12 protein-coding genes, 1 tRNA gene and 2 pseudogenes are annotated in these 13954 nt (G+C 60.0%); 7 read left to right on the forward strand and 8 right to left on the reverse strand.

Annotated elements, in window-relative coordinates; translation table 11 throughout:
• Positions 1-6: 6 nt before the first annotated feature.
• Complete coding sequence (fabA, locus tag H4I97_RS16970; protein ID WP_182305777.1) at positions 7-522, reverse strand: 3-hydroxyacyl-[acyl-carrier-protein] dehydratase FabA; 516 nt, start codon at positions 520-522, stop codon at positions 7-9.
• Between the two features lie 302 nt (positions 523-824).
• On the opposite strand from fabA, the gene irrA reads away from it, so the two are divergent.
• Positions 825-1244 (forward strand): iron response transcriptional regulator IrrA, encoded by a 420-nt coding sequence (irrA, locus tag H4I97_RS16975; RefSeq protein WP_182307696.1) that lies wholly within the window; start codon positions 825-827, stop codon positions 1242-1244.
• An 18-nt stretch (positions 1245-1262) separates the two neighbouring features.
• Here the strand turns inward: irrA and H4I97_RS16980 are convergent, their stop codons facing one another.
• Positions 1263-1901 carry a trimeric intracellular cation channel family protein gene (locus H4I97_RS16980; protein WP_182305778.1) on the reverse strand — a complete coding sequence of 213 codons (639 nt, stop codon included), beginning with the start codon at positions 1899-1901 and terminating at the stop codon, positions 1263-1265.
• A 97-nt stretch (positions 1902-1998) separates the two neighbouring features.
• Here H4I97_RS16980 and H4I97_RS16985 point away from each other — a divergent pair, with 97 nt between their 5' ends.
• Positions 1999-2472, forward strand: coding sequence for a hypothetical protein (locus tag H4I97_RS16985; RefSeq protein ID WP_182305779.1), 474 nt, complete (start codon positions 1999-2001; stop codon positions 2470-2472).
• Positions 2473-2485: 13 nt separating this feature from the next.
• Here the strand turns inward: H4I97_RS16985 and H4I97_RS16990 are convergent, their stop codons facing one another.
• On the reverse strand, positions 2486-3271 hold the full coding sequence (locus tag H4I97_RS16990) for a YdcF family protein (protein ID WP_182305780.1): 786 nt from the start codon (positions 3269-3271) through the stop codon (positions 2486-2488).
• 131 nt (positions 3272-3402) lie between these two features.
• Between H4I97_RS16990 and H4I97_RS16995 the strand changes: the two genes are divergently transcribed.
• Entirely contained in the window at positions 3403-3597 is a 195-nt protein-coding gene (locus tag H4I97_RS16995) for a hypothetical protein (RefSeq protein ID WP_182305781.1), read from the forward strand.
• Positions 3598-3756: 159 nt separating this feature from the next.
• Here the strand turns inward: H4I97_RS16995 and H4I97_RS17000 are convergent.
• A tRNA-Ala gene (locus tag H4I97_RS17000) sits at positions 3757-3832 on the reverse strand.
• A gap of 147 nt (positions 3833-3979) precedes the next feature.
• Entirely contained in the window at positions 3980-4369 is a 390-nt protein-coding gene (locus H4I97_RS17005) for a TIGR02300 family protein (RefSeq protein WP_182305782.1), read from the reverse strand.
• 347 nt (positions 4370-4716) lie between these two features.
• On the opposite strand from H4I97_RS17005, the gene cmk reads away from it, so the two are divergent.
• Entirely contained in the window at positions 4717-5376 is a 660-nt protein-coding gene (gene cmk / locus H4I97_RS17010) for a (d)CMP kinase (protein WP_182305783.1), read from the forward strand.
• Between the two features lie 143 nt (positions 5377-5519).
• Entirely contained in the window at positions 5520-7226 is a 1707-nt protein-coding gene (rpsA, locus tag H4I97_RS17015; protein WP_182305784.1) for a 30S ribosomal protein S1, read from the forward strand.
• A gap of 84 nt (positions 7227-7310) precedes the next feature.
• On the opposite strand, the gene H4I97_RS17020 is transcribed toward rpsA, so the two are convergent.
• Positions 7311-7676 (reverse strand): hypothetical protein, encoded by a 366-nt coding sequence (locus H4I97_RS17020; protein ID WP_182305785.1) that lies wholly within the window; start codon positions 7674-7676, stop codon positions 7311-7313.
• Between the two features lie 1545 nt (positions 7677-9221).
• Between H4I97_RS17020 and H4I97_RS17025 the strand changes: the two genes are divergently transcribed.
• Complete coding sequence (locus H4I97_RS17025; RefSeq protein ID WP_182305786.1) at positions 9222-9560, forward strand: DUF6665 family protein; 339 nt, start codon at positions 9222-9224, stop codon at positions 9558-9560.
• A gap of 72 nt (positions 9561-9632) precedes the next feature.
• Here the strand turns inward: H4I97_RS17025 and H4I97_RS17030 are convergent.
• Together H4I97_RS17030 and H4I97_RS17035 are read right to left on the reverse strand one after the other, a co-directional pair.
• Positions 9633-10257 (reverse strand): annotated as a pseudogene (locus H4I97_RS17030) (ribonuclease D).
• 78 nt (positions 10258-10335) lie between these two features.
• Positions 10336-11862 (reverse strand): alkaline phosphatase family protein, encoded by a 1527-nt coding sequence (locus H4I97_RS17035; RefSeq protein ID WP_182305787.1) that lies wholly within the window; start codon positions 11860-11862, stop codon positions 10336-10338.
• Positions 11863-12468: 606 nt separating this feature from the next.
• Here H4I97_RS17035 and H4I97_RS17040 point away from each other — a divergent pair.
• Positions 12469-13898 (forward strand): annotated as a pseudogene (locus H4I97_RS17040) (phosphomannomutase).
• Positions 13899-13954 lie beyond the last annotated feature (56 nt).

Consider the following 13954-nt stretch of genomic DNA (forward strand, 5'->3'; position numbering starts at 1 on the left):
CTGAGATCAGGCCGTCTTATCCTTCGACAAACCTACGCGAAGGTCGGTCGCCTGGTAAATGACCTCGCCATCCGCCTTCAGCCAGCCATCGGCGGTCCCCAGCACGAGGCGACCACGCATGACCCGCTTGAAGTCAATACCGTATTCCAGAAGCTTGGTGTGCGGGCGGACCATACCCTTGAACTTCACCTCACCGGTGGAGAGCGCCATGCCGCGGCCTTCCTCGCCCAGCCAGCCGAGGAAAAAGCCGGTCAGCTGCCACATGCCGTCGAGACCGAGGCAGCCGGGCATGATCGGATTGCCCTGGAAGTGGCACGGAAAATACCAGTCGTCCGGATGGACGTCGTATTCCGCGCGAATGTAACCCTTGTCGAACGCACCGCCGGTCTCGGAGATGTCGGTGATGCGGTGAACCATCAGCATCGGCGGCAGGGGGAGTTGCGCGTTGCCGGGGCCGAAAAGCTCGCCACGACCGCAGGACAGGATTTCTTCGTAATTGTAGCTGGATTGTCTCGGTTTCATTCTTCTTCGTCGTCCCCAGGCTTGCGCGAATGTTGGACCCATAGAGCAAGATAGGGACAAAATGAAGTCCCACAATGGCCACGGCCCGCCATCTGGCGGCCCAGGTCTCGCCTCAAGCCGCATATTTCAAAGGTGGCCATACAGGAAGCATCGCGACGCGACCAGAGTCAATTGGAGGAAAATCCAGCATTTCCGGCGTTTTGCCACTGTCCACCTGCACTGAAGTATTGAAAGCCCCACGCTTAGAAGTTATATCGCTAGTCGAGAAGACCAGCATTCGAGTAGAACCGGAGAGCAACTCCATGATGGCAGAACGCCTCAAGGAAACGGAAGCGAGATTGCGTCGCTCTGGGCTTCGCCCCACGCGCCAGCGCATTGCGCTCGCCAGTCTGCTCTTCGCCAAGGGTGATCGCCACCTGACGGTCGAGGAATTGCATGAAGAAGCTCTTGCAGCAGACGTTCCCGTCTCTCTTGCGACCGTTTACAACACCCTGCACCAGTTCACGGAAGCCGGGCTGATCCGCGTGCTCGCTGTCGAGAGCGCGAAGACCTACTTCGACACCAATATTTCCGACCACCACCACTTTTTCGTCGAAGGCGAGAACGAGGTTCTCGACATACCGGTGAGCAATATCGTGATCGACAACCTCCCGGAACCTCCCGAGGGGCTGGAGATCAGTCATGTTGACGTGGTCATTCGGCTGCGGCAAAAAAGCGCGTAGTCCGCAAACCGGCCTCCATCATCTCAACACATCCTCCGGCGACCTGCCCGGCCGCGGCTTGTAGCGTGGAAATGCCCAGCCGAAACGCAGGGCACCGCCGCGAATCGCGAACGCCGAGAGAGCGCCGGCCCCGGACGCCACGAAGACGGGTGCTCCGGCGACCGTCGCACCTGTAAATACGCAGGCGCCGACAAGACCTGCCGTGACGTAGATTTCGGGGCGAAGCAGAACCGAGGGTTCTCCCGCGATGATGTCGCGCAAGATGCCGCCCGCCGCAGCGGTCAGGGTACCGGTGACGACCGCGACGGTCGGCGAGCCGGAGGCGGCGAGACCCTTGGCTGCGCCCATGACGCAGTAAGCCGAAAGGCCGATGGCGTCGAGCCAGATCAGTAAGCGGTAGCGCGATTCGAAAAGGTGTGCGGTGAAGAAGACCAAAGCGCCGATCGACACACATACCAGGATGTATCCCGGATCGATCACCCAGAAGACCGGAAGGCTCCCGAGCACGACATCCCGCAACGTGCCTCCCCCGATGCCCGTTACCGCGGCGAGGAACAGGAACCCGATCACATCGAGTTCCTTGCGTGACGCTGACAGTGCACCGGTTGCAGCGAACACGGCCACGCCCGCGTAGTCAAGAAAACCGAGCAACGTCATCCGGTGCCTTTCTGAGTCTCACCGCGAGTCAGGGCGGCGCAAGCCAAGAGTATCATCATGCCGGTCGACTAACCTCCCACTGGTTCGGACGATCGCCGTGAAACGACTTCTGCTCGCCATCTTGCAAACTGCGCTTCTGCTTGGCGCGCCTTTTGCTGCTACCGCCCAGCAGAGTCTCGTCAGTGACCCCGAGATCTACGAGAAAGACCACTTTCGTTCACAATGCAAGGTCGCAGAATTCGACCAGAACTTCATCCGGCGGCTGGACATCAACAACGACGGCATCATTGATGCTATTTCCGATCATGGCGCGTACACCTGTGATGGTGAACGCGGACCTGCCTGCAACGAGGACGGCTGCCCGCACAATTTCTACGTCCAGGTCAGGGAGGGCGGATACCTGCTGATTGCAACCGCCCAAGTCTACGGTTACGACTTCATAAAGCGGTTCGGCAACATGGTCTTTGTCTTCAGGATGCATCCACGTTTCTGCGAGCGAACCGACAATGCCCCATGCGAGATGACTGTCCGGGTGCGCGGAACGAAGTTCGTAACGATCAGCAGGAAATAGCCACGCGAAGCGTTCACGGCAGCACCGATGCCGTTCGTCCGGACAGATAGTAGGCGAAGAGACCAATCCACTCGCGCATTGCGGTAGCCGTTTGCTGGGCGTTGAGCGTCGGCTGGGTGAAATCGAGCCGCAGGGTGGCGCGTCCGCTCGTTCGATAGTCGGTCGGCCACGGCGTCAGCTCGATGCCCGCCTTGCGAAACAGTGCAAGGGCCCGCGGCATGTGGAAGGCGGAGGTGATGAGCAGACACTGCTGCAACGCAGGGTCGGCCAGCAATTGGTTGCTGTTGGCGACATTTTCGAACGTCGTTCGCGAGGAGGTCTCGCTGACCAAACGACTCTCACTGATGCCGAATCGGGAAAAAAACCGCCTGGCGGCGACAGCGTCACCCTCATACGTACCGCTAAAGGAGCCGTCGCCTCCCGACACCAGGATACGCGACTGCGGAAACTTCAAGGCAAGGCGCAATGCTTCAATAAATCGGTCGGCCGCCTGGTTGAGATCAGTGCCACCCCGAACGGTAGTCACCTCGGTTTCGAAGGCACCGCCCAGAACGACCATGCAGCTGACCTGCGCAGGATCCTGCTCCGGTCGCGGGACATGTGCTTCGAGCCTCTGCAGGGCCACAGTTCCAGCGGAGGTATAGAGGGTGACGAAGAGAATCGTCAGAGCCGTACCGAGAAAAATGAGTGCCACGCGCGGGCGGCGGACCGCGGTGCAGGCAGTGCCGACGAGACCGGCAAGGAAAGCAAGCGACAGTGGCTGGGCGACGATCCAGAAGAGCTTCGAAAACAAAAACATCGATCTGTTACTCGTGTGCTGTTGGCAAAACGCAAATACAGGAAAGGCTCAATAAGCCTCGCTCAAGATAGCAAAGCGAAAATAGCCTGAATAAAGCGATTCAGATATGAAAGCAGCGGTCCGGAGATTCGATGCGCTTCGCAATAGACATTCTCGATGAAGCTGGGAACAATCGAATTTATGTCGGGATCCCGCTCGGCATCGACGAAGGCAAACTCCGCGTCCAACTGAAGGACCGCGAGGCCCGGTTCGACGTGGCACGCATCACAGACTGGTGCCAGATCGACAGAAGTCAAAGCGAAGGCAGAGGAGAGCTCCTCGGCTAGCCGACGAAGAGTCGACTGTTCGCGCGCTTGCCGTTTTCTCGTCCCCCTACTCAACGCCAAAGAGGAATGGCTACGCATTGCTGTCCGGCTTTACGCGAGCGCACTCGACAACCAGCACTCGGCGCCAATCTTCAGTCAACTTATGGAGAAAGGGGAATTTGGTGGAGCTAAGCGGGATCGAACCGCTGACCTCTTGCATGCCATGCAAGCGCTCTCCCAGCTGAGCTATAGCCCCATCGAGGGTCCGGCATTTACCGGTTCCGGGAACCCATCGGGCTTCGCTTCCCGGCAGGTGGCGGCTTATTACTTCCGGATTCGGAAGATGGCAAGCCGAAAAATGATCGGCCCGGAAACTTTTCTCTCCGGGCCGGGAACCCCATGATCAGACGTCGTCGTCGTCGCCGGCTACACCGATGATGCCGGTCACGTCCTCGTCGTCGTCGTCATCGTCTGCTTCGAGGAAGGTATCATCATCGTCGTCATCGCCGAGTTCGACGTCGTCATCGCCGAGATCCGGCAGATCATCGCCCGAACTGGCGTCGTCAGCATCTTCGAGCGAAACCAGCTCGACATCCGTATTTTCGGTATCGACTTCCGCTACTTCCTCCTCCTCGGCCTTCTCCATGATCGAGGCAACCGAGGTTTCTTCGAAGTACGACAACGGCCAGGATTTGCCGGTGTAAGGGGATACGATCGGATCCTTGTTCAGATCGTAGAATTTCTTGCCGGTGTCGGGGCAAGTGCGCTTAGTTCCAAGTTCTGCTTTCGCCACTGTCAAAGCCTCTTGAATTCCTGAAGAATAATGGCATTCGTCGCCAATCCGGCATTCAACCGGTCAAACTGTTAGCCGGTCCCCATAATCGTTGCAGTCTCTCCTGTCAAAGGCAATCTTCGCCGGCAGGTTTCCCGCATTTCCACGCGGCAGGGATGACCGTTCGCGCCAGATATGGTAACGACCCGCCGTTTTGCCAATTCAGCCGCCGTATACGTAGTATGGACCGCGCGGGCGCGACTGCCGAAAGCTGCAAAGGATATCGGGACAGAAGCTGTCTTTCCCGATTTTATTCATCTGACGACGAACCGGAGCGCGAGGACCGAGGCGCTCGAAAGTGAGCCCCCATGACTGCCTCCTTCACCATAGCCATCGACGGTCCGGCTGCCGCCGGCAAAGGAACGTTATCCCGGCTGCTCGCGACACACTACGGCTTCCATCATCTGGACACGGGCCTCACCTATCGCGCAACGGCAAAGGCGCTTCTCGACGCCGGGCTACCGTTGGACGACGAGAGCGTTGCGGAAACAACAGCACGCGGGCTGGACCTTTCCTGCCTCGATCGGGCTACCCTCGCCCGACACGAGATCGGCGAAGCTGCCTCCAAGATCGCAGTCATGCCGCGGGTTCGCCGTGCGCTCGTCGAGGCGCAACGGCGCTTTGCAGCCAAGTTGCCCGGCACCGTGCTCGACGGGCGGGACATCGGCACAGTCGTATGCCCGAACGCACCGGTGAAACTCTACGTTACGGCCTCGCCCGAGGTGCGTGCCAAGCGCCGCTTTGACGAGATCGTAGCCGGCGGAACCTCGGCGATCTTCGACGACGTTTTCGCCGATGTGAAGAAGCGCGACGAGCGCGACATGGGACGCGCCGATAGCCCGCTGCGGCCCGCCGAGGATGCGCACTTGCTTGACACCTCGGAAATGAGTATAGAAGCGGCGTTTCAGGCTGCCAGGGACATCATTGACGACGCCCTGACGCAAGAACACAGATCTGGAAGCCGGTGAGCCGGCCCCATATATGACGGAATTCGCCGACATCGACGTCCCCGCGCCGGATAGCCCCAAGAGGGCGGACGAGATGTATGGCAAGTGCAACGCTAACCCCCGGCGCAGACCCGTGCCCCCATGCGGCACGATTAGGAGATTTCATGTCTGTTTCTACCCCCACGCGGGAGGACTTTGCCGCCCTCCTCGAAGAATCCTTTGCCAAGACCGATCTTGCCGAAGGCTATGTTGCCAAGGGCATCATCACGGCAATCGAGAAGGACGTCGCGATCGTCGACGTCGGTCTGAAGGTTGAAGGTCGCGTTCCGCTCAAGGAATTCGGCGCTCGCGCCAAGGACGGCTCGCTGAAGGTCGGCGACGAAGTTGAAGTCTACGTCGAGCGCATCGAGAACGCTCTCGGTGAAGCCGTTCTTTCGCGCGAAAAGGCTCGTCGCGAAGAAAGCTGGATCAAGCTCGAAGCCAAGTTCGAAGCTGGCGAGCGCGTTGAAGGCGTCATCTTCAACCAGGTCAAGGGTGGCTTCACGGTCGACCTCGACGGCGCCGTTGCCTTCCTGCCGCGTTCGCAGGTCGACATCCGTCCGATCCGCGACGTGACCCCGCTGATGCACAACCCGCAGCCCTTCGAAATCCTCAAGATGGACAAGCGTCGCGGCAACATCGTCGTTTCGCGCCGTACAGTTCTCGAAGAATCGCGTGCCGAGCAGCGTTCTGAAATCGTTCAGAACCTCGAAGAAGGCCAGGTTGTTGACGGCGTCGTCAAGAACATCACCGATTACGGTGCGTTCGTTGACCTCGGCGGCATCGACGGCCTGCTGCACGTCACCGACATGGCCTGGCGCCGCGTCAACCATCCTTCGGAAATCCTGTCCATCGGCCAGTCGGTCAAGGTTCAGATCATCCGCATCAACCAGGAAACCCACCGCATCTCGCTCGGCATGAAGCAGCTCGAAGCGGATCCGTGGGACGGCATTGCCGCCAAGTATCCGGTCGGCAAGAAGATCACCGGCACCGTCACAAACATCACCGACTACGGTGCGTTCGTCGAGCTGGAACCGGGCATCGAAGGCCTCATCCATATCTCCGAAATGTCCTGGACCAAGAAGAACGTTCACCCCGGCAAGATCCTGTCCACGAGCCAGGAAGTCGACGTTGTCGTTCTCGAAGTCGATCCGTCCAAGCGCCGTATCTCGCTCGGCCTCAAGCAGACGCTGGAAAACCCGTGGCAGGCGTTTGCCTACAGCCACCCGGCCGGCACTGAAGTCGAAGGCGAAGTCAAGAACAAGACCGAGTTCGGCCTGTTCATCGGCCTCGAAGGCGACGTCGACGGCATGGTTCACCTGTCGGACCTCGACTGGAACCGTCCGGGCGAACAGGTCATCGAAGAGTACAACAAGGGTGATGTCGTCAAGGCTGTCGTTCTCGACGTCGATGTCGAGAAGGAACGCATCTCGCTCGGCATCAAGCAGCTCGGCCGCGACTCGGTTGGCGAAGCCGCCGCTTCCGGCGACCTGCGCAAGAACGCCGTCGTTTCCTGCGAAGTCATCGGCATCAATGATGGCGGTATCGAAGTGAAGCTCGTCAACCACGAGGACATCACTTCCTTCATCCGTCGTGCCGATCTCTCCCGCGACCGTGACGAACAGCGTCCGGAGCGTTTCTCGGTTGGTCAGGTTGTCGACGCTCGCGTCACCAACTTCTCCAAGAAGGATCGCAAGGTCATGCTGTCGATCAAGGCTCTCGAGATCGCAGAAGAAAAGGAAGCCGTCGCTCAGTTCGGTTCGTCTGACTCCGGCGCTTCGCTCGGCGACATTCTCGGCGCGGCGCTCAAGAACCGCGGCAACGCCGAATAAGCGCTCACTGCGTCACGACAACAATAACCCGTCGGTCGAAAGACCGGCGGGTTTTCTTTTGCCGAATCGCGGAAAGCCGCCCTTTCAGGCCAGCGTCGACATGGTGAGATAATGCGTCAGCACTGTTTCGCCACCGAAGGCTGATATCGGCTCGGCGATTGCGGCGGCGTCGACATTCTTATGGACGTCATCTTCGCCCTCGCCCTCTTCCTCCTGTCCGGAAGTCTGCCCTGAACCGGGGCGCCCCTCGGAACCGTCTTCGCGCGGTCCGTGGTCGCCTCCACCGTGCTCCTCGCCTTGGCTGCGCTTCCTCGTCTGTTCAGTGGGGGTAACGTCGTCCTCAAAGAGAAGGTAGCCGAAAAAGGGGAAGGCCGGGTTATCCCGTAGGGCGGTTGCCGCAGGCAGTCGCCCTTCCGTCGAGCCTGAAGGCAGTACCGGTGTGTCTCCCATTGGCGCTGGCTGCGACCGGACTTCTCTAGCCTCATTACCGGCGGTCTCGTGACTGAATGGTGCTGCTGGCGTGGATGCCCCCGCCTTCCGATCCCGCACTCCGGGCGCGATCATGGTTCGGGACGACATTTCGGCAGAGCCGGTCGTTGTCTCCTCCTCATGCACCAACACATGTTTGAGGAGACGAATGAGCACCGCCGTCGAGTCTGCATCTCTCTCCGGGTCTTCCGGCCAGGCTGGAAACCCGGCATTAAGACCGGGAGACACGACCCCTTGCCCTTCCTCTACATGGAATCTCGATGTCGGCCTATCTCGCGTGACCGGAAGGGCACGATCTGCGTCGACGGAGGCAGTCCGGCTCCCCGGTCCGGCGTTGCGCGTCCCAACATCCTCTGGTCGCACGGCGTGACCGCGAACGATGTCGCCGATGCCGGCTGATTCACCTTCGCTCGGCGGCTCCTTGCCAGCTGATACGTCCATTCCGTCGATGCGGGTTGGAGTCGGTGCGACGCGTAGCTTAGGCGCGATTGCAGATGCTGGCTCCGACCGCGACGCATTAGACAGGAGTGCCTCATAACCCTTCGATGGGTGCGACAGTTCCAGTTGCGTGGTGGTGGGCCCGAGGCTCGCAGGGGACGGCGCGGCGCTCGTTCCACGGACACCTTCGGTTCTTTGTTCAATTGACGTGCCGGCGGTGGTCGAAATCTTAGCCGGCTCTTGCCTTATCTCCACCCTCGCCTGCGGACCGGAATCCGGCAACAGCGCTCCCCGTGGTCCGGGCAACGGTTCCGGTTCAGTGGACAATCGAACGGCGTCACTATTCTGCGCATAGGATGACGTGACGCGGCGCGCACCGGGATCCTGATCGGCAGACCAGACCGTCTCGGGGCCAGCTGAAAGCCTCGGTCCGTCCGGACCTGCTGCATTGCGCAACGCGTAAAGAAACGTGTCCTGCTGAAGTACCTTAACCAGCTGCGTGAGCTTGCCTTGGAGGGCGCTCCGTTCCTCCGGAGCGAGTTTCGCAATTGTCGTGACAAGTCGCCGGACAAAGTCGCCATCGCTCTCGTTCTCCTCGCGACTCAGACCGACTTGCTCCCCCAGTTGGTCCGCAAGTGCCGCCAGACTATCTGTCACGCGCTGCTCGGTCGGAAGGACGAGGAGTGGCAGTCGTTTCGCGAGCGGCGAAGCCGGTACCACCTCAATAGCGGAGGAGGCCGAAGGAGGAGATGTGCGAGCGTTCTCTCTGGCAACTACCGGCCGGCCGGAATCGGCGACAGAAGGCTGTGTGACAGCTATGGCGGACAACATGGGCGCACGTCTCGCATCAAGTTTGTCGGCAACAAGAAATATCGGACCGCTCATGCGGGCGGACGGCTTTGGACGAGGTGAAGAGCGTCACGTGCTCACGAAGGCAGCCGTCGGGCCAACACAATTTTAGGAAATCTTTGTTAATGAAGTGTTAGCCATGATTCTGATCGATCCGGCTTGTACCATTCGGTTTGACGGTCGACCGTGCAGAAGGTGACGCCCCCGAGGAGAGGAAGTATGGCTCTGCGTCCGCCGCCTCTTGTAACGACGGCACCGAGCGGCTGCACACCGCTCAGCGCCCTCGAATATGAGCTGATGTCCGAAAAGGCGGATGCCTTGGCCCGTGCGGGATTGAGGGTGGAGAAAGCGCTGGCAGCCCTCAGGGCGTGCCCTGCCGCCACGGAAAATGCCAGGAAGCGCGAGGGACTTCTCAACCAAGCAGCTGACCTCGTCTGGTCGTTTCTTGTCCAGAGGGAAATCTGCGGCTTTCGCAGTCAAGCTGATGCGATCAAGCGCTATGACATCCCGCGCGAGGTGATGATCCGCCTGGGGGCCGTGAGCAGGCCCTTGAAATAAGGACCAGCCAGCCTCTCCAACTCCCGCACACCGCTCATCCGGGCTGAAAGCGTGGCGTTCGCGAGCCGCAAATCAGCTGTGTGCGAAAATGTCCGTCTCTTCCCATCCGAGAAGATCGAGCTTGGAACGCGTCGGCAGGAATTCAAAGCAGGCCCTGGCATGCTCCATCCGGCGGTCACGGATCAGGCGCTCCGTGAGCTTGTCGCGCAGCGCATGCAGATAGAGCACATCCGAAGCGGCATATTCGAGTTGCGCGGGTGAGAGCATCTCGGCCGCCCAGTCGGAGGATTGCTGCGCCTTGGAAATGTCAATCTCGAGCATTTCCTTGAGGTTGTCCTTTAGCCCGTGGCGGTCGGTATAGGTCCGCGACAGCCGAGAGGCGATCTTCGTGCAGAAGACCGGCGTCGTGGTGACGCCGAAGGTATGGAACAGGACAGCGATGTCGAAGCGGCCAAAGTGAAAGATCTTCTGCCGCTCGGGTCGGCGAGCATGGCGACAAGATTCGGCGCTTCCGTTTGACCGGCCGCGATACGAATGATGTCCGCCGTGCCGTCACCGGGGAAAGCTGGACGACACAAAGCCGGTCCCGCCGCGGCACCAGTCCGAGCGTCTCGGTGTCGATGGCGATCGCGTCCGTATAGCGACCGGCGTCGGCTGCGGATATGTCACCTTCGTGATAGCGGATCGTCGGGGCCATCCATGTCTCCAGCGTAAGCGGTTGTCGTTCGGCTGCGTATAGCCGAAACCGCGTTGTCGCTCTACCGGTTTCGTGACCTCACGACTGCGATCGCCTCGGCCGACTGACCGGACCTTCCTCGGTGAGCTCTACATAGGCTAGCGTCTGGTCGAGATGGCCGGCACGCAGGGCAAGAAGCCTCTCGGCATAGCGCAGCCGCACGGCAAGATACGCTGCATCCTCTGCGACGTTTCGGAGTTCCATCGGATCCTTCGCAAGATCGAAGAGCAGAGGCGGAAGCCCGGCAAAGTGCACATACTTGAACGCCTCGTCGCGAATGACGGCCAGGTTGCAGCGGTTCGAGGGCAGGCCGAAGTGGTCCTCGGCTACGCTCGTGGCGACCTCGCGGAAATCAAACTCCCAGAAGGCCGCATCACGCCAGCCGGAGGGTTCCGAGCCCTCCACAAACGGTAAAAGCGACGCTCCGTCCTGGTGATTCTGCGGCGTGACCCCGAGGCGCTCACAAAAGGTGGGCATGATATCGGCAGCGGTAGTAAAGGCATTAATCTGTCTGCCGACCGCGGTTGTAGCCGGATCACGGATGACGAGCGGAATGTGATAGCTCCCCTCGTGAAAGCCACCCTTTCCGAGGAGCCAGTGATCCCCCATCATCTCTCCGTGGTCCGAGGTGAAGATGATGATCGTTTCGTCCCAGCGACCACTTTCGCGCAGGGCGGTGAATATCCTCCCGAGCTGAGCATCGACTTCGGCAATCATTCCGAAATAGACGGCACGAATGACATCGAAGTCTTTTTCGCTCCAGTCGGAAACGGCTCCAGATGCGCCGTAGACAAAGCTCGATTTTCCGAGAAACCGATGACCGTACGCCAGCAGCGGGTGAAGCATCTGTTCGTCTCCGCGTCGCGTTGCCCGTGCATAGGCCGGACCGTCGCCGGGTGCAAACATGGTGTTGTAAGGTGCCGGAACGCAAAACGGCGGATGCGGTCTGAGAAATGAGACGTGCGCGAACCAAGGAGCGTCCTGCTGCTCCATCCACCGAAGAAAACACTCCGTCAGAAATGCAGTCTGCGTCTCGTCGGCGCTGTAGTCCGGTGCCTCGTTGTTCGCTGCGCCGCTCTCAACATCTCCTGTCCGATGGACATCGCGGGTGAAGGCTTCTCTGTGCCCCCTGCTCCGTAGCCAGCTCAGCCACTGCTTTTCGTTCTCGAGCAGGATCTGACCGGATGTAAAGCCCGGCAGGACACCCTCGTAGGTCGTCAGGTGCGGATCATTCCGATGAAGCGTCCTGGGATCCGGCGAAACGTCGGTGTAGCCGAAGAGGGTCGGATCGTAACCTGCACGTCTTGCGGCCAATGCAATGTTGTCAAAACGAGCATCCAGCGGCGAACCATTGCGGCAGACGCGATGGTTCATCTGGTAGAGACCGGTGTAAATGGAGGCTCGCGCCGGCGAGCAGGGTGCCGCACCGGCGTAATGTCGCCGAAACAGCACACCCTCCGCAGCCAACCGATCGACGTTCGGCGTCCGCACCACCGGGTGCCCGACCGCCGAAAGACAGTCGCCCCGCCACTGATCGGCGGTTACGAGCAGGACATTGGGTTTCATGCGGAAAGGACCCCCGAACTTATGCCAGAACCGTTGGCTCGCCCGGCACAATCCTCTCGATCGTCGCAGGTGGCAAATGAAAAACATGAACCGTATGCGTAGCAATAAGTCAGGATGTTATTCAGCCATGCATCTTTGGCGGACACACCGCGCCTCACCTGCTCGTTTTCTCCCCAGGTCACCCGCATATGGCGTCGGACATTGCACCTTTCCGGAGCCCCGTGACACCAGAGATTTCGTGAGGACGGCAAGCCATGCGCGTCTCGCACTGCTGCATTGCAGCAATTGCGCTGTTCCTCCAAAGCGGTACGGATATATTACAAATCATCGAAGCGACGCACTCCTCCTCCCAGCGTCGCCAGATAGGATCGGCAATACTCCTCCTCCCAATTGCCGATCAAGTTCAAGAGCCCAGCGCACCTCCTCCCGCGCTGGGCTCTTTTCGTTTTCGTCGACGCGATCGGCCTGCTGACACTTCGCTCACCGAAAGTCCGTTCTTGCCTCTTCCGCGGTCTTCCACAGGAACTCGCAGACAGTTGAGTGCGTTGGCCACCCGACCTATAAAGCGACAAGATCACGTGACGATTGCGGGAGGATGAAAGCAGTATGGCTGTAAAATTCGGGACGAGCGGACTTCGCGGGCTTTCGACAGAACTCGTGGGAAGCGTGTCCGCACTTTATGCCATTGCTTTCGCCCGGTTCCTTATTGAGTCGGACCACTTGCCGGCCGGCGGCGTGATCGCCGTGGCTCGTGACTTTCGGGAATCGAGTCCGGAGATCGCGGCGACCGTAATGGCGGCAATCCGACGGGCGGGCCTTGTTCCGGTGGACTGTGGCTGGATTCCGACGCCGGCGCTTGCCCTTTACGCGCAAAAGATCGGCGCGGCGGGGATCATGGTCACCGGCTCACATATTCCCGCCGACCGAAACGGAATCAAGTTCTATCGGCCTGACGGTGAAATCGACAAGGATGACGAGGCGACCATCACCCGCCTTGCGGCAGCGCTCGAGAATGACCAAGCCGCCAACAGGGTTGAAAGGGGAATGGTGAAAACCAGGAAGCCGAAGCAACGGAACTGTTTCTCGATCGTAATCTCTCCATACTGCCTGCTGGTGCCCTTGAGGGGCTTCGAATCGGCGTCTACGAGCACAGCAGCGTCGCCCGCGACATGATGACGAAGGTCTTCAAGCAGTTCGGCGCCACCGTCGTTTCGCTCGGACGTTCCGACGTCTTCATCCCGGTCGATACCGAAGCAGTCTCCGCCGAGACAGAAACCCTGCTGCGGACATGGTCGGCCGAACACAAGCTCGACGCGATCGTCTCGACCGACGGTGACGGTGATCGTCCGCTTGTCGCGGATGAGACCGGGCGCCCTCTTCGTGGTGACCTCCTCGGGCTTGTTGCTGCACGTTACCTTCACGCAACGACCGTCGTAACGCCGGTTACGTCCAATTCCGGTATCGAGTCGATCGGTGGATTCGAAGTGATCCGGACACGCGTCGGCTCTCCTTTCGTCATTGCCGCGATGAACGGTGCCTTGGCACGAGGCGACAAGGGTGTGGTCGGTTTCGAGGCCAATGGCGGCACGATGCTCGGTTCCGCCTTCGACATCGAGGGGCGAAGTATCGCTGCGTTGCCGACCCGCGACAGCTTCCTTCCGGCGCTGGCTGTTCTCGGTTCTGCGGTCGCGAAGGGATGCTCGCTGTCGCAGCTTTCCAGCAGCTACAACCTTCCCGTTGCTCTCAGCGATCGGATCGCGAATTTCGCCCTAGAGCGGAGCGCCTCCCTGATGAACCACCTGCGGCATTCCAGGGATGCGCTTTCAAGCTTTCTTGCTCCGATAGGCACCGTGAAATCGTTCACCGACATCGACGGGCTTCGCGTCACACTCGACGACGGACGCGTGATCCATTTTCGCCCTTCGGGGAACGCACCGGAAATGCGCTGCTATGTCGAGGCACAGGTGCACGAAGCGGCGCAGGAACTGCTTCGACAGGGACTCGATGCCATTAAAAGCTGGCAGTCGACGGCCTGAGCGCCGTTAGGCTTCTTTCGAGTCCTAAAGCTGATGCAGGCGATCCCACTGGCCTG

The organism is Ciceribacter thiooxidans (assembly GCF_014126615.1).
Lineage (GTDB): Bacteria > Pseudomonadota > Alphaproteobacteria > Rhizobiales > Rhizobiaceae > Allorhizobium > Allorhizobium thiooxidans.

Bases quoted from the DNA above. Each gene is read 5' to 3' on its own strand.
- H4I97_RS16995 (WP_182305781.1), top strand. From the start codon at position 3,403: ATGCGCTTCGCAATAGACATTCTCGATGAAGCTGGGAACAATCGAATT.
- H4I97_RS16990 (WP_182305780.1), bottom strand. From the start codon at position 3,271: ATGTTTTTGTTTTCGAAGCTCTTCTGGATCGTCGCCCAGCCACTGTCG.
- fabA (WP_182305777.1), bottom strand. From the start codon at position 522: ATGAAACCGAGACAATCCAGCTACAATTACGAAGAAATCCTGTCCTGC.
- H4I97_RS17020 (WP_182305785.1), bottom strand. From the start codon at position 7,676: ATGGGAGACACACCGGTACTGCCTTCAGGCTCGACGGAAGGGCGACTG.
- H4I97_RS16980 (WP_182305778.1), bottom strand. From the start codon at position 1,901: ATGACGTTGCTCGGTTTTCTTGACTACGCGGGCGTGGCCGTGTTCGCT.
- rpsA (WP_182305784.1), top strand. From the start codon at position 5,520: ATGTCTGTTTCTACCCCCACGCGGGAGGACTTTGCCGCCCTCCTCGAA.
- H4I97_RS17035 (WP_182305787.1), bottom strand. From the start codon at position 11,862: ATGAAACCCAATGTCCTGCTCGTAACCGCCGATCAGTGGCGGGGCGAC.
- cmk (WP_182305783.1), top strand. From the start codon at position 4,717: ATGACTGCCTCCTTCACCATAGCCATCGACGGTCCGGCTGCCGCCGGC.
- irrA (WP_182307696.1), top strand. From the start codon at position 825: ATGATGGCAGAACGCCTCAAGGAAACGGAAGCGAGATTGCGTCGCTCT.
- H4I97_RS17025 (WP_182305786.1), top strand. From the start codon at position 9,222: ATGGCTCTGCGTCCGCCGCCTCTTGTAACGACGGCACCGAGCGGCTGC.